General features: G+C 66.3%; 11 protein-coding genes and 1 tRNA gene. All 12 read left to right on the top strand.

Translation table 11 applies throughout. The features are described from left to right. Positions 1 to 194: 194 nt before the first annotated feature. The 12 genes from IBL25_RS17805 to rpsG all read left to right on the top strand — a co-directional run bounded on the left by IBL25_RS17805 (position 195) and on the right by rpsG (position 14,781). Positions 195 to 271, top strand: a tRNA-Trp gene (locus tag IBL25_RS17805). Positions 272 to 380: 109 nt separating this feature from the next. Further along, positions 381 to 578 (top strand): preprotein translocase subunit SecE, encoded by a 198-nt coding sequence (gene secE / locus IBL25_RS17800; protein WP_120639588.1) that lies wholly within the window; start codon positions 381 to 383, stop codon positions 576 to 578. Between the two features lie 16 nt (positions 579 to 594). Then, the gene (gene nusG / locus IBL25_RS17795; protein ID WP_187779873.1) at positions 595 to 1,131 is read left to right on the top strand and encodes a transcription termination/antitermination protein NusG; all 537 of its coding nucleotides are present in this window, start codon (positions 595 to 597) and stop codon (positions 1,129 to 1,131) included. Between the two features lie 545 nt (positions 1,132 to 1,676). Then, entirely contained in the window at positions 1,677 to 2,174 is a 498-nt protein-coding gene (locus tag IBL25_RS17790; RefSeq protein WP_187779872.1) for a DUF4142 domain-containing protein, read from the top strand. Between the two features lie 198 nt (positions 2,175 to 2,372). Then, entirely contained in the window at positions 2,373 to 2,807 is a 435-nt protein-coding gene (gene rplK / locus IBL25_RS17785; RefSeq protein WP_187779871.1) for a 50S ribosomal protein L11, read from the top strand. A gap of 4 nt (positions 2,808 to 2,811) precedes the next feature. Then, the gene (gene rplA, locus IBL25_RS17780) at positions 2,812 to 3,507 is read left to right on the top strand and encodes a 50S ribosomal protein L1 (protein WP_187779870.1); all 696 of its coding nucleotides are present in this window, start codon (positions 2,812 to 2,814) and stop codon (positions 3,505 to 3,507) included. A gap of 323 nt (positions 3,508 to 3,830) precedes the next feature. Beyond that, positions 3,831 to 4,349 carry a 50S ribosomal protein L10 gene (gene rplJ, locus IBL25_RS17775; protein ID WP_120639583.1) on the top strand — a complete coding sequence of 173 codons (519 nt, stop codon included), beginning with the start codon at positions 3,831 to 3,833 and terminating at the stop codon, positions 4,347 to 4,349. Positions 4,350 to 4,437: 88 nt separating this feature from the next. Continuing rightward, positions 4,438 to 4,821: a 50S ribosomal protein L7/L12 gene (gene rplL / locus IBL25_RS17770; protein WP_187779869.1), complete on the top strand. Its 384-nt coding sequence runs from the start codon at positions 4,438 to 4,440 to the stop codon at positions 4,819 to 4,821. A gap of 208 nt (positions 4,822 to 5,029) precedes the next feature. Then, positions 5,030 to 9,217, top strand: a complete 4,188-nt coding sequence (gene rpoB / locus IBL25_RS17765; RefSeq protein WP_187779868.1) for a DNA-directed RNA polymerase subunit beta — start codon at positions 5,030 to 5,032, stop codon at positions 9,215 to 9,217. Between the two features lie 97 nt (positions 9,218 to 9,314). After that, a complete protein-coding gene (gene rpoC / locus IBL25_RS17760; protein WP_187779867.1) occupies positions 9,315 to 13,583 on the top strand; it encodes a DNA-directed RNA polymerase subunit beta' in 4,269 nt (1,422 codons plus the stop codon). A gap of 336 nt (positions 13,584 to 13,919) precedes the next feature. Then, positions 13,920 to 14,291: a 30S ribosomal protein S12 gene (gene rpsL / locus IBL25_RS17755; protein WP_120010321.1), complete on the top strand. Its 372-nt coding sequence runs from the start codon at positions 13,920 to 13,922 to the stop codon at positions 14,289 to 14,291. A gap of 13 nt (positions 14,292 to 14,304) precedes the next feature. After that, positions 14,305 to 14,781: a 30S ribosomal protein S7 gene (gene rpsG, locus IBL25_RS17750; protein WP_007438459.1), complete on the top strand. Its 477-nt coding sequence runs from the start codon at positions 14,305 to 14,307 to the stop codon at positions 14,779 to 14,781. Positions 14,782 to 14,801: the final 20 nt, after the last annotated feature.

The raw sequence follows: 14,801 nt of genomic DNA, 5'->3' as shown, positions 1-14,801 counted from the left end.
GGCGGCCGCACCGTCGGCGCCGGCGTCGTCGCCAGCATCAGCGCGTAAGGGTTTCCACCCTTAAGTGTGCAGACGGGCCGCCCTTCGGGGCGGCCCGTTTTGTTTTTGCGCTCTTCTTGCCCGATCGAGGGCTTCACCCCCTCGACAGCCCGCTTTGGGTGACCTATAGAGCCCCCCTCGCGGCCACTGCCTGCAGGGGCGTAGCTCAATTGGCTAGAGCGCCGGTCTCCAAAACCGGAGGTTGCGGGTTCGAGACCCTCCGCCCCTGCCAGTGCCGCGAAAGGCTTTCCGCCGGGCGGTAGCCGAAAGGCTGCCGCCCGCGAAGCCTGTCCGAATGGTCAGGCTTGTCTCTATTCCGAATAACGCAGGGTCGCCGGTCATTGGCTAAGTTCAATCCCATCCTGTTCGGGCGCGACGTGCGGCAGGAGGTGGCCCGCGTCACCTGGCCGTCCCGCAAGGAGACGCTGATCACCACTGGCCTGGTGCTGGCGTTGTCCGCCCTGGCCGCCGTTTTCTTCCTGCTGACCGACAAGCTGATCCAGCTGGCGATGAGCCTGCTGTTCGGCTTCGGCGCCTGACCGCGGAGCGCGTTCCATGGCCGACATGAAGTGGTACGTCGTTCACGTCTATTCCGGCTTCGAGAAGAAGATCGCCCAGCAGATCAAGGAGCAGGCCGCCCAGAAGGGGCTGGCCGACCAGATCGGCGATATCCTGGTGCCCTCCGAGGACGTGACCGAGATCCGTCGCGGCCAGAAGGTCAATTCCGAGCGGAAGTTCTTCCCCGGCTATGTGCTGGTGAAGATGACCATGACCGATGACGCCTGGCACCTGGTGAAGGACACGCCCAAGGTCACCGGCTTCCTGGGTGCCCGCAACCGCCCGAGCCCGATCACCGAGGCCGAGGCGCTGCGCATCGTGAAGCAGGTGCAGGAAGGCGTGGACAAGCCGAAGCGCCCCGCCGTGGTCTACGAGGTGGGCGAGCAGGTCCGCGTCGCCGATGGCCCCTTCGCCTCCTTCAACGGCACGGTGGAAGAGGTGGACGAGGAGAAGGGCCGCGTGAAGGTCAGCGTCTCCATCTTCGGCCGCGCCACGCCGGTGGAACTGGAATACGCGCAGGTCGAGAAGGTCTGACTTCGGATGCTGCCCCGCACCCTGCTGAAGCGGGTGCGGGATGCCTGGGCGAAGCCTCTGGCCTCGCCCGGAAGGCCTGGGAGGTCCCCACAGTGTGGTGGCCGGTGCGGCCGCCGCCATGTTGCCCGCCTTCAAGATTGTATCTCATCCTTGCCGCCGCCCTGGCCTGGACCCCGCGCGCGGCTTGCCGGTGGTCGCCGCTTGCCATTCTTCGGCAATCCGCTGACGCAGTCCTTCCTGATCCCGCTGGGATACGAAGTGAGGCACTGGCTGGTGCCGTCTTCCCCCGGCCTTCTGCCGTAGCGCGGGCCCGCTTGGCTGCCTGCCTTGCTATCGGGGGTGAAGGAGGCTTTGGCTGGCGGCCAGGGCTTGGCGGCTTGGCTGCCGCCTCGCAGCGCGCTGCAGCTGAAATCGGCTAAGCCTCAGTAATTCCAGCGATAACATCCTTGATGGCAGCCCGGCGCGGGAGGAACCCGCCACCCGGCGCGGGTGTTCTCCGCCATGTGCCTCTCCGGCACAGCCCCCCCCCCCCCAGGAGAACGCCCATGCTCCGTCGTACCGCCATGACCACCCTGTCCGCTGCCGCGCTGATGCCGGTGCTGCTGCGCGCGGCCAGTGCCCAGACTGCCTCCGGCAGCAGCGACGCCCAGTTGCGGCAGCGCATTCTGGCGGCCTCCACCTTCTCGCTGACCAGCAGCGAAATGGCGCTGCAGAAGGCCCAGGCCCCGGCCGTGAAGACCTTCGCGCAGTTCGAGGCGAACGAGCAGCGCGCCACCATGCAGGCCATGAAGATCGCGGGCATCCCCATGCCGGCACAGGTCGAGATGGACGCGCAGAAGATGCAGATGACGCAGCAGCTGCGCGGCCTCGATGGCGCCCAGTTCGACCGCATGTACCTGCAGGGCCAGACCACCGGCCACCAGGAGCTGCTGCAGCTGCACCAGGCCCTGCTGGCCTCCGGCACCAAGGAGGAACAGGTGATCGCCACCCTCTCCGTGGCCAGCATCCAGCAGCATATCGCCATGCTGCAGGCGATGGCCTGAGCCGCGCCGGGCACCGTTGCCCGGCCGATTCTTTATGCTGGACTCGTTGGGGGCAGGGCGGTATACGCCCGCCTCCGCCGCGGCGGCCCTGGGCGCATTGCGCCCGGCGGCCGCCGTGGTGTTTCAGGGACGCGGAAGGCATCGGCCATGGGGCCCGCCGTTTGGACCGCGCGCCTCTGAGATCGCAGAGGACGAGTTATGGCGAAGAAGATCGTCGGCTACATCAAGCTGCAGATCCCGGCCGGCAAGGCGAACCCCTCGCCGCCGGTTGGCCCCGCGCTGGGTCAGCGCGGCCTGAACATCATGCAGTTCGTGAAGGAATTCAACGCGGCGACGCAGCAGATGGAGCCCGGCACCCCGACGCCGGTCGTCATCACCGCGTATTCCGACCGTACCTTCTCCTTCGTCACCAAGACGCCGCCGAACACCTACTTCCTGCTGAAGGCTGCCAAGATCGACAAGGGCACCCAGACGCCGGGCAAGGGTGGCAACGTGGGCCGCGTCACGAAGTCGCAGCTGCGCGAGATCGCCGCGACCAAGATGAAGGACATGAACGCCAACGACGTCGAGGCGGCCGTGTCAATGCTGGCCGGTTCCGCCCGCTCGATGGGCATCGCCGTGGTGGAGGGCTGATCCGATGGCCAAGCAGGGCAAACGTCTGAAGGCGCTCTACGCGTCTCTCGACACCGACAAGCTGTATGCGCTCGGCGCCGCCATCGAAACCGCCAAGGCGAATGCCAGGGCGAAGTTCGATGAGACCATCGAGATCTCGATGAACCTGGGCATTGATCCGCGCCATGCCGACCAGATGGTCCGCGGCGTGGTCGGCCTGCCGAACGGCACCGGCAAGACCGTGCGCGTGGGCGTCTTCGCCCGCGGCCCGAAGGCGGAGGAGGCTCTGGCCGCCGGCGCCGACGTGGTGGGCGCGGACGACCTGGCCGCCCTGGTGCAGGAAGGCAAGATCGAGTTCGACCGCTGCATCGCGACCCCGGACATGATGGGCCTCGTCGGCCGCCTGGGTAAGATCCTGGGCCCGCGCGGCCTGATGCCGAACCCGAAGCTGGGTTCCGTCACCATGGACGTGAAGGGCGCCGTGGCTGCCGCCAAGGCCGGCCAGGTGGAGTTCCGCGCCGAGAAGGCCGGCATCGTGCATGCCGGCATCGGCAAGGCCTCCTTCTCCGCCGAGGCTCTGCTGGAGAACGCCAAGGCTTTCGTGGACGCCATCCAGCGCGCGAAGCCGGCCGGTGCCAAGGGCACCTATGTGAAGAAGGTGAACGTCTCCTCTTCCATGGGCCCGGGCTACAAGGTCGACGTCTCCTCCCTCTCGGCCTGAGCCGAAGGGAAACCGAATTCCCGCCGCCGGCTCGCCGGCGGCGTGGGCAGGGGAGGGCCTCAGGGCCCTTTCCGAATACCTGTCCGAGAGCGCCTGTGGCCGAAAGGCCTTGATGGGGTCCGCCCCGCAAGCGTGAGACGGGATGCCCGAGAGATCGTTGCCGGCGGCCGCGTGCCTCCGGTGGGATTGGCTTGGTGTCTTCCGCCGAACTCAGATGACAGGTGAACCAGGAGCGGAGGTGCGGCCTTGGCCAAGCTGAAGCTCCCGTGTGAACCGGCTGGTGCCCTTCCAAAAGGCATCGGCTTTGTAAGAAGTTGGGAAGTATGGACCGTACGGAAAAGCGCGCGTTCGTTGCCTCCCTCGCGGAAGTGTTCGCGGATACCTCCTTCGTGCTCGTCGCCCAGAACAAGGGCATGACGGTCGCGGGCGTGAGCGATCTGCGGCGCAAGATGCGGGCGGCGGGTGCGACGTATAAGGTCGCGAAGAACCGTCTGGCCAACCTTGCCCTCGATGGCACCTCCTTCCAGGGCATCTCGCCGCTGCTGAAGGGTCCGACCGCGCTCGCGTGGTCCAAGGACCCCGTGGCCGTGGCCAAGACGGCCGTGGAATTCGCCAAGACGAACGACAAGTTCGTCATCCTCGGCGGGTCGCTGGGAAGCCAGGTTCTTGATGTTAACGGCATCAAGGCGCTGGCGGAACTGCCCTCGCTCGAGACCCTGCGTGCCCAGCTGCTGGGCCTGATCCAGACGCCTGCGACTCGTATCGCCGGCATCCTTCAGGCTCCTGGTGGTCAGGTGGCGCGGGTCCTGGCGGCCTATGCCAAGAAGGACGAGGCGGCCTAACAGCCCTTCGCGGAAGACACAGTTCCGGCCCCGCTGGGCCAGGGATTGCATTTAACAAGCCAAGCGATTACATCGAAGGATACAAGACATGGCCGATCTCGCTAAGATCGTGGACGATCTGTCCGCCCTGACGGTTCTGGAAGCCGCCGAGCTTTCCAAGATGCTGGAAGAGAAGTGGGGCGTTTCCGCCGCCGCTCCGGTCGCCGTGGCCGCTGCCGCGCCGGCCGCTGGTGGTGGCGCTGCCGCCGCCGCTGAGGAGCAGACCGAGTTCACGGTCGTCCTCGCCAACGCGGGTGACAAGAAGATCAACGTCATCAAGGAAATCCGCACCATCACCGGCCTGGGCCTGAAGGAAGCCAAGGACCTGGTCGAGGGCGCCCCGAAGACCGTCAAGGAAGGCGTGTCCAAGGACGAAGCGGCGAAGATCAAGAAGGTGCTCGAAGAGAACGGGGCCACCGTCGAGGTCAAGTAAGCTCTTTTGTCTTGCTCCCGGGGCCTCGGCCCCGGGGGATACAAAGAGTGGAGTTCGGTTCGGGCGGGGACCCTCTGGGTGCCTGCCCGCGCCTGCGTTTCACGGGGTTGTCCCGTGCCTCGCGTCCAGGGTTTCCCCTGGGATGCCCCGCCGGTTGGGGACTGATTAGCCGGGAAGATGGGTCGGCGTGAAGGGAAGCAAGACGGGCATGAACGCGATCACCAAGTCGTTCACCGGGCGCAAGCGCATCCGTAGGTCCTTTGGGCGGCTGCCCGAGGTGGCACCGATGCCGAACCTCATCGATGTGCAGCGCGCCTCCTACGAAGCGTTCCTGCAGATGGGTGTGGACCCAGACGCGCGGACGAACACCGGGTTGCAGGAAGTGTTCAAGTCGGTCTTCCCGATCGACGACTTCGCTGGCCGCGGCCGGCTGGAATTCGTCCAGTATGAGCTGGAAGAGCCGAAATACGACGTCGAGGAATGCATCCAGCGCGGGCTGACCTTTGCTGCCCCGCTGAAGGTGCGCCTGCGCCTGATCGTCTGGGATGTCGACGAGGACACGGGCTCGCGCTCCGTCCGCGACATCAAGGAGCAGGATGTCTACATGGGCGACATGCCGCTCATGACGGACAACGGCACCTTCATCATCAACGGCACCGAGCGCGTCATCGTCTCGCAGATGCACCGCTCGCCGGGCGTGTTCTTCGACCACGACAAGGGCAAGACGCATTCCAGCGGCAAGTACCTCTTCGCCGCCCGTGTCATCCCCTACCGTGGCTCCTGGCTGGACTTCGAGTTCGACGCCAAGGACATCTGCTACGTGCGCGTGGACCGGAAGCGCAAGCTGCCCGCCACGACGCTGCTCTACGCCTTGGAATCCGCCGCGACCGAGGCCAAGCGCGCCGCGCTGCCCGAGGGCGCGCAGCTGGAGCCTGGCGAAGTCCGTGGCATGGATGGCGAGGAAATCCTCAACACCTTCTACCAGCAGGTGGTCTTCAAGCTCGGCCAGAAGGGCTGGAGCCGCTCCTTTGACCCGGATTCCTTCCGTGGCCTGAAGCTGGTCGACAACCTGGTGGATGCCATCTCCGGCGAGGTCGTCGCGGAGAAGGAAACCAAGCTGACGGCGCGCGCCGCCCGCAAGATCGCCGAGGGCGGCACCACCGAGGTGCTGGTCGGCCGCGCCGACCTGATCGGCCGCTTCGTGGCCGAGGACCTGGTGGACCTGACCACCGGCGAGATCTGGGCCGAGGCGGGCGAGGAGCTGACCGAGCCCAAGCTGGCCGCCATCGAGCAGGCCGGGCTGAGCGAGCTGCCGACCCTGGCGATCGACCAGTCCACCGGCCCCTGGATGCGCAACACGCTGGTGGTCGACAAGAACAACAGCCGCGACGAAGCGTTGATGGACATCTACCGCGTCATGCGGCCGGGTGAGCCGCCGACGCCGGAGACCGCCGAGGCGCTGTTCCGCGGCCTCTTCTTCGACGAGGAGCGCTACGACCTCTCCACCGTCGGCCGCGTGAAGATGAACATGCGCCTGGGCTTCAGCCTGGACGATGTGCCGGACCACCTGCGCACGCTGCGCAAGCAGGACATCCTGGCCACCGTCAAGACGCTGCTGGAGCTGAAGGACGGCAAGGGTCAGATCGACGACATCGACAACCTCGGCAACCGCCGGGTGCGTTCGGTCGGCGAGCTGATGGAGAACCAGTACCGCGTCGGCCTGCTGCGCATGGAGCGCGCGATCAAGGAGCGCATGGGGTCGGTCGATATCGACACCGTCATGCCGCATGACCTGATCAACGCGAAGCCCGCCGCTGCCGCCGTGCGCGAGTTCTTCGGCTCCTCGCAGCTCTCGCAGTTCATGGACCAGACCAACCCGCTGTCGGAAGTGACGCATAAGCGCCGCCTCTCGGCGCTTGGCCCGGGCGGTCTGACGCGTGAGCGCGCCGGCTTCGAGGTGCGCGACGTGCACCCGACGCACTATGGCCGCATCTGCCCGATCGAGACGCCGGAAGGCCCGAACATCGGCCTGATCAACTCGCTGGCCACCTTCGCGAAGGTGAACAAGTACGGCTTCATCGAGACGCCGTACCGCCTGGTGAAGGACGGCAAGATCACCGGCGCGCCCCGCTACCTCTCCGCCATGGAGGAGGAGAAGCTGGTGGTTGCCCAGGCCGATGCCGAGGTGGACAACGACACGGGCGAGTTCCGCTCCGACCTCGTCTCCGTCCGCCAGGGCGGTGACTTCCGGCTGGTGAAGCCGGAAGAGGTGACGGCCATCGACGTCTCGCCCAAGCAGCTGGTCTCTGTCGCCGCGGCGCTGATCCCGTTCCTGGAGAACGACGACGCCAACCGCGCGCTGATGGGCTCCAACATGATGCGTCAGGCTGTGCCGCTGGTGCAGTCCGACGCGCCGCTGGTGGGCACGGGCATGGAGGCCGCCGTTGCGCGCGACTCCGGCGCGACCATCGTGGCGCGGCGTGGCGGCGTGATCGACTCCATCGACGGCGCCCGCATCGTGGTGCGCGCGACCAGCGATGAGGACGGCACCACCCGTGGCGTCGACATCTATCGCCTGCGCAAGTTCCAGCGCTCCAACCAGAGCACCTGCATCAACCAGCGCCCGCTGGTGAAGGTGGGTGACCAGGTGGCGGCTGGCGACATCATCGCCGACGGCCCCTCCACTCAGCTCGGTGAGCTGGCGCTGGGCCGCAACGTGCTCGTCGCCTTCATGCCGTGGAACGGGTACAACTTCGAGGACTCCATCCTGATCAGCGAGCGTATCGCGACGGATGACGTCTTCACCTCGATCCATATCGAGGAATTCGAGGTGATGGCCCGCGACACCAAGCTGGGCCAGGAAGAGATCACCCGCGACATCCCGAATGTCGGCGAGGAAGCGCTGCGCAACCTCGACGAGGCCGGCATCGTCTATGTCGGCGCCGAGGTGAACCCGGGCGACATCCTGATCGGCAAGGTGACGCCGAAGGGCGAGAGCCCGATGACGCCGGAAGAGAAGCTCCTCCGCGCCATCTTCGGCGAGAAGGCCTCGGACGTGCGCGACACGTCCCTGCGCCTGCCGCCGGGCACCACGGGCACCGTTGTGGACGTGCGCGTCTTCAACCGCCGCGGTGTCGACAAGGACGAGCGCGCCATGGCGATCGACCGCGCCGAGGTGGAGCGCCTGGCCAAGGACCGTGACGACGAGCGCGCCATCCAGGAGCGCAGCTTTACCTCGCGTCTGCGCGAGAAGCTGCTGAACCAGAAGGCGAGCGGCGGCTTCAAGGGCGTGAAGGCTGGCACCCCCATCACCGATGAGGTGCTGGACCAGTTCTCCCGGGCCACCTGGCGCCAGATCGGCGTGCAGGACGACGCCGTGATGGCCGAAATCGAGGCGCTGAAGCGCGAGTTCGACGCGGCCGTCGAGAAGCTGCAGAAGCGCTTCGACAGCAAGGTCGAGAAGCTGCAGCGCGGCGACGAGCTGCCGCCGGGCGTCATGAAGATGGTCAAGGTCTTTGTGGCCGTGAAGCGCAAGCTTCAGCCGGGCGACAAGATGGCCGGCCGTCACGGCAACAAGGGTGTCGTCTCCCGCGTCGTGCCCGTGGAGGACATGCCCTTCCTGCCGGATGGCACCTCCGTGGACCTGGTGCTGAACCCGCTGGGCGTGCCCTCGCGCATGAACATCGGTCAGATCCTGGAGACGCATCTGGGCTGGGCCTGCGCCGTGCTGGGCAAGCAGGTGGGCGAGCTGGTCGAGGACTACCGCCGCGTCGGCGCCGCCCGCGAGGAGCTGCTCGAGAAGCTGCGCGATGTCTATGGCCAGGAGATCTTCGGCCGCGACATCGAGGACATGTCCGAGGACCAGCTGATGGAACTCGGCGAGAACCTGAAGCGCGGCGTGCCCATCGCGACCCCGGTCTTCGACGGCGCGCGGATCTCCGACATCGAGACCATGCTGACCAAGGCGGGCCTCGATACCTCGGGCCAGACCACGCTGATCGACGGCCGCTCCGGCGAGCCCTTCGAGCGCAAGGTGACGGTCGGCTACATCTACATGCTGAAGCTGCACCACCTGGTGGACGACAAGATCCACGCGCGTTCGATCGGTCCCTACTCGCTCGTCACGCAGCAGCCGCTGGGTGGTAAGGCGCAGTTCGGTGGCCAGCGCTTCGGCGAGATGGAGGTCTGGGCCCTGGAGGCTTATGGCGCCGCCTATACCCTGCAGGAGATGCTGACGGTGAAGTCGGACGACGTGTCCGGCCGCACCAAGGTCTACGAGGCCATTGTCCGCGACCAGGACAACTTCGAGGCCGGCATCCCCGAGTCCTTCAACGTCCTCGTGAAGGAGTTGAAGTCGCTGGGCCTCAATGTCGACCTGGAGAACCGCCCGTCTTGATCGGTTCCGCTCCGACCACGACGTGCTTGATGAACCTTTTGCTCAGCCGCGCCGGGAATACCCCGGCGCGGCGGCCTCACCTTGAGAGGACGGGCGCATGAATGAACTGATGAAGATCCTGGGCCAGACTGGCCAGGCGATGACGTTTGATCAGATCAAGATCACCATCGCCTCGCCGGAGCAGATCCGCTCCTGGTCCTATGGCGAGATCAAGAAGCCCGAGACGATCAACTACCGCACCTTCAAGCCGGAGCGGGACGGGCTGTTCTGCGCGCGCATCTTTGGTCCGATCAAGGACTATGAGTGCCTGTGCGGCAAGTACAAGCGGATGAAGTTCCGCGGCATCATCTGCGAGAAGTGCGGCGTCGAGGTCACGCTGGCCAAGGTGCGCCGCGAGCGCATGGGCCATATCGAGCTGGCTTCCCCGGTCGCCCATATCTGGTTCATGAAGTCGCTGCCTTCGCGCGTCGGCCTGATGGTCGATATGTCGCTGAAGGAGCTGGAGAAGGTCCTGTACTTCGAGTCGTATGTGGTGCTGGAGCCGGGTCTGACCGACCTGAAGCTTCACCAGCTGCTGACCGAGGAGCAGTACCAGTCCAAGATGGACGAGTTCGGCGAGGACGCCTTCTCCGTCGGCATCGGTGCCGAGGCGGTGAAGCAGATGCTGGCCGCCATCGACCTGGACGCCGAGAGCACGCAGCTTCGCGCCGACCTCAAGGAGACCAACTCCGAGGCCAAGCGCAAGAAGTACGTCAAGCGCCTGAAGATGATCGAGTCGTTCAAGGAGGGCGGTGCCCGCCCTGAATGGATGATCCTCGACGTCGTGCCGGTGATCCCGCCCGAGCTGCGCCCGCTGGTGCCGCTGGACGGCGGCCGCTTCGCGACCTCCGACCTGAACGACCTGTATCGCCGCGTCATCAACCGCAACAACCGCCTGAAGCGGCTGATCGAGCTGCGCGCGCCAGACATCATCGTGCGCAACGAGAAGCGCATGCTGCAGGAGTCGGTGGACGCGCTGTTCGACAACGGCCGCCGCGGCCGCGCCATCACGGGTGCCAACAAGCGCCCGCTGAAGTCGCTGTCCGACATGCTGAAGGGCAAGCAGGGCCGTTTCCGGCAGAACCTGCTCGGTAAGCGCGTCGACTATTCCGGCCGTTCGGTGATCGTCGTGGGTCCCGAGATGAAGCTGCACCAGTGCGGTCTTCCGAAGAAGATGGCGCTGGAGCTGTTCAAGCCCTTCATCTACTCGAAGCTCGAGAAGTACGGCCACGCCACCACCATCAAGGCCGCCAAGCGGATGGTGGAGAAGGAGCGTCCCGAGGTCTGGGACATCCTGGAAGAGGTGATCCGCGAACACCCGGTGATGCTGAACCGCGCGCCGACGCTGCACCGCCTGGGCATCCAGGCCTTCGAGCCGGTGCTGGTCGAGGGCAAGGCGATCCAGCTTCACCCGCTGGTCTGCACCGCCTTCAACGCGGACTTCGACGGTGACCAGATGGCCGTGCACGTCCCGCTGAGCCTCGAGGCCCAGCTGGAAGCGCGCGTGCTGATGATGTCCACCAACAACATCCTCAGCCCCGCCAACGGCAAGCCGATCATCGTGCCGTCGCAGGACATCGTGCTGGGCCTCTACTACCTCTCCCTGGAGACGCCGGAATTCCGCGTCGCCCAGAAGGAGCTGGAGGAGATCCGCGCCGCCATCGCCAGCGCCAGCGGCAAGTCCGTGGATGCGCTGACGGATGCCGAGCGGAAGGCCCTGGAGCACCGCCCGCATGTCTTCGGCGACCTGGGGGAGGTGGAGCAGGCGCTGGCCGCCGGCGCCATCAACCTGCACACGGCCGTCATGGCCCGGGTGCCGGCGCCCACCGACGACCTGCCGAAGCGCCATGAGACGGTGCTGACCACGGCTGGCCGCATGATGATGGGCGCGCTGCTGCCGCGCGACCCGCGCACGCCCTACAGCCTGGTGAACCGCCAGCTGACCAAGAAGTCCATCTCGGACGTCATGGATGCGGTCTACCGTCACTGCGGCCAGAAGGAGTCGGTGATCTTCGCCGACCGCCTGATGAGCCTCGGCTTCCGCCAGGCGGCCAAGGCCGGCATTTCCTTCGGCAAGGACGACATGCAGATCCCGGCCGAGAAGGAAGGGCTCATCGCCCAGACCAAGGCCGAGGTGAAGGAGTTCGAGCAGCAGTACCTCGACGGCCTGATCACGGCCGGCGAGCGCTACAACAAGGTGGTTGACGCCTGGTCGCGCTGCACGGACGAGGTCGCCACGGCGATGATGAAGGAGATCTCCCGCCAGGAGGTCGGCCGCGTCACCAACAGCGTCTGGATGATGTCGCATTCCGGTGCCCGTGGTTCGCCGGCCCAGATGCGTCAGCTCGCCGGCATGCGCGGCCTGATGGCCAAGCCTTCGGGCGAGATCATCGAGCAGCCGATCATCGCGAACTTCAAGGAAGGCCTGTCCGTCCTGGAGTACTTCAACTCGACCCACGGCGCCCGTAAGGGCCTCGCGGATACCGCGTTGAAGACCGCGAACTCCGGCTACCTGACCCGCCGCCTGGTGGACGTGGCGCAGGACTGCATCATCGTCGAGAACGATTGCGGCACCGAGCGCGGCATCACCGTGCGCGCTGTGATGGATGGCGGTGAGACGGTTTCCTCGCTGAGCGAGCGTATCCTGGGCCGGACGATCCAGCGCGACGTCACCGACCCGGATACGGGCGAGGTTCTCTTCCCGCGCAACACGCTGGTCGACGAGCCCGCCGCCGAGGCGATCGAGAAGTCCGGCGTGGAAGAGGTCTATATCCGCTCCGTCCTCACCTGCGAGGCGCGCTCGGGCGTCTGCGGCCATTGCTACGGCCGTGACCTGGCGCGTGGTACCCCGGTGAACATCGGCGAGGCCGTGGGCGTCATCGCCGCTCAGTCCATCGGCGAGCCGGGCACGCAGCTGACCATGCGTACCTTCCACATCGGCGGCGCGGCGCAGCGTGGCGCCGAGCAGTCGGCGGTGGAGGCCACCGGCGACGGCACCGTTTCCGTGCTGAACCGCGTGGTGGTGCAGAACAGCCAGGGCAACCCCATCGTGATGTCGCGTAACTGCGAGATCGTGCTGAGCGATGCCAATGGCCGTGAGCGCGCCCGCTACCGCGTGCCCTATGGTGCCCGCCTGCTGGTGCTGGAGGACGGCATCGCCGTCACCCGCGGCCAGAAGCTGGCCGAATGGGACCCCTTCACCCTGCCGATCATCACCGAGAAGGGCGGTACCATTGAGTACGCCGACCTGATCGAGGGCGTGACGCTGGTGGAGCGCCAGGACGAGGTGACCGGCCTCTCCTCCAAGGTGGTGGTGGACTACAAGCAGGCGGCGCGCGGCGTCGATCTGCGTCCGCGCATCATCCTGAAGGACGAGCGGGGCAATATCGTCAAGCTCGCGAATGGCGCCGAGGCCCGCTACTTCCTGTCCCCGGACTCGATCCTCTCGGTCGAGAACGGCGCGCAGGTGGCGGCTGGTGACGTGGTGGCCCGCCTGCCGCGTGAATCCTCCAAGACCCGCGACATCACCGGCGGTCTGCCGCGCGTCGCCGAGCTCTTCGAGGCCCGCCGGCCGAAGGACCACGCGATCATCAGCGAGATCGACGGCCGCGTGGAATTCGGCAAGGACTACAAGGCCAAGCGCCGCATCCTGGTGGTGCCGGAGGCGGTGGGCGACGAGCCTCCCGTGCCGCGCGAATACCTGGTGCCGAAGGGCAAGCACGTGTCCGTGCAGGAAGGCGACTACGTCAAGGCCGGCGATCCGCTGGTCGACGGCCCGCGCGTTCCGCACGACATCCTGCGCGTGCTGGGCGTCGAGGCCCTGGCCAACTACCTGGTCAACGAGATCCAGGACGTCTATCGACTGCAGGGCGTGAAGATCAACGACAAGCACATCGAGGTGATCGTTCGCCAGATGCTGCAGAAGGTCGAGATCATCGAGCCGGGCGATAGCACCTACCTCGTGGGCGAGACCGTCGAGCGCATCGAGTTCGAGATCGAGAACGAGAAGCTCATCGCGAACAAGGAGCGCCCGGCGCGGGCGGAGCCGGTGCTGCAGGGCATCACCAAGGCCTCGCTGCAGACCACCAGCTTCATCTCGGCCGCTTCCTTCCAGGAAACGACCCGGGTGCTGACCGAGGCGGCGGTGGCCGGCAAGGTCGACTTCCTGGCCGGCCTGAAGGAGAACGTGATCGTCGGGCGCCTGATCCCGGCGGGCACGGGTTCCGTGATGAACCGCCTGCGCGCGCTGGCTGCCCAGCGCGACGGGCAGCGCCTGCCGCAGTCTCAGGAAGCCCTGCCGAAGCCGGGCGCCCAGGCGGCGGAGTAACGGCCAAGCCCTGGACGCGCCTGCGTCCAGCGCATGGAAGACTAGGAGAATCCGGGGTCCTTTCGGCCCCGGATTCTTCATGCAGAGGGTACGGCGTGCTTGACTCATGGGGGGTCGGCGCGTAGGTTCCGCGCCCTCGACGGGGTTTAATCCGGCTATCGGATTGGCCTGCGGAGTTCGGACGACAGGTTCTGTGCAACCGGTTCCCCACTGCTTCTGGTGGTGGTCAGGCCGGGGGCGGGGGCAAGGCTCGGAAGGGGGCGCGGTCAAGCGCAACCAGCCGGGCGTTCTCGTTTGCATGGGATCTGGGCGTCAGTAGAAGACACAAGGGGCGTCATGCCGACGATCAACCAGCTCATCGCCAGCGGGCGTGAGCCCAAGCCTGTCCGGAACAAGGTTCCGGCCTTGCAGAACTGCCCGCAGAAGCGTGGCGTCTGCACCCGCGTCTACACCACCACGCCGAAGAAGCCGAACTCGGCTCTGCGTAAGGTCGCCAAGGTTCGCCTGGTGAACGGCTACGAGGTGGTGAGCTACATTCCCGGTGAAGGTCACAACCTGCAGGAACACTCCGTGGTGCTGATCCGCGGCGGCCGCGTGAAGGATCTTCCGGGCGTGCGCTATCACATCCTGCGCGGTGTGCTGGATACGCAGGGCATCGCCAAGCGGCGCAAGCGGCGCTCGCTGTACGGCGCGAAGCGGCCGAAGTAAGGAATAGAGAGCGATGTCGCGTCGCCACAGCGCCGAGAAGCGCGAAGTCCTGCCGGATCCCAAGTTCGGCGATCTCGTCCTCAGCCGTTTCATGAACGTGCTGATGTATGACGGCAAGAAGAGCACGGCCGAGCGTATCGTCTACGCCGCCATGGATACCCTGAAGCGCCGCGGCGGTCCGAACAGCGACCCCCTGCGCCTGTTCCATGAAGCGATGGACAACGTGAAGCCGGCGGTCGAGGTGCGGTCCCGCCGCGTCGGCGGCGCCACCTACCAGGTGCCCGTCGAAGTTCGGCCGGAGCGTCGCCAGGCCCTGGCGATCCGCTGGCTGATCGAATCCGCGCGCAAGCGTGGTGAGCACACCATGGAGGAGCGCCTTTCTTCCGAGCTGATGGACGCGGCCAACAACCGCGGCACGGCTGTGAAGAAGCGCGAAGACACGCACCGGATGGCCGAAGCCAACAAGGCTTTCAGCCACTACCGCTGGTAACAGACCCGATCGGGAACGAA

This window comes from Pseudoroseomonas ludipueritiae (assembly GCF_014490445.1).
Taxonomy (GTDB): domain Bacteria; phylum Pseudomonadota; class Alphaproteobacteria; order Acetobacterales; family Acetobacteraceae; genus Pseudoroseomonas; species Pseudoroseomonas ludipueritiae.
The sequence above is the reverse complement of the archived record's forward strand: the minus strand, read 5'-3'. Positions and strand labels throughout refer to the sequence as shown.

Excerpts from the sequence above, each read along its gene's own strand:
- rplJ (WP_120639583.1), top strand. The coding sequence starts at position 3,831 with ATGGACCGTACGGAAAAGCGCGCGTTCGTTGCCTCCCTCGCGGAAGTG.
- rplA (WP_187779870.1), top strand. The coding sequence starts at position 2,812 with ATGGCCAAGCAGGGCAAACGTCTGAAGGCGCTCTACGCGTCTCTCGAC.
- rpoB (WP_187779868.1), top strand. The coding sequence starts at position 5,030 with ATGAACGCGATCACCAAGTCGTTCACCGGGCGCAAGCGCATCCGTAGG.
- rplL (WP_187779869.1), top strand. The coding sequence starts at position 4,438 with ATGGCCGATCTCGCTAAGATCGTGGACGATCTGTCCGCCCTGACGGTT.
- rpoC (WP_187779867.1), top strand. The coding sequence starts at position 9,315 with ATGAATGAACTGATGAAGATCCTGGGCCAGACTGGCCAGGCGATGACG.
- rpsL (WP_120010321.1), top strand. The coding sequence starts at position 13,920 with ATGCCGACGATCAACCAGCTCATCGCCAGCGGGCGTGAGCCCAAGCCT.
- rpsG (WP_007438459.1), top strand. The coding sequence starts at position 14,305 with ATGTCGCGTCGCCACAGCGCCGAGAAGCGCGAAGTCCTGCCGGATCCC.
- nusG (WP_187779873.1), top strand. The coding sequence starts at position 595 with ATGGCCGACATGAAGTGGTACGTCGTTCACGTCTATTCCGGCTTCGAG.
- IBL25_RS17790 (WP_187779872.1), top strand. The coding sequence starts at position 1,677 with ATGCTCCGTCGTACCGCCATGACCACCCTGTCCGCTGCCGCGCTGATG.
- rplK (WP_187779871.1), top strand. The coding sequence starts at position 2,373 with ATGGCGAAGAAGATCGTCGGCTACATCAAGCTGCAGATCCCGGCCGGC.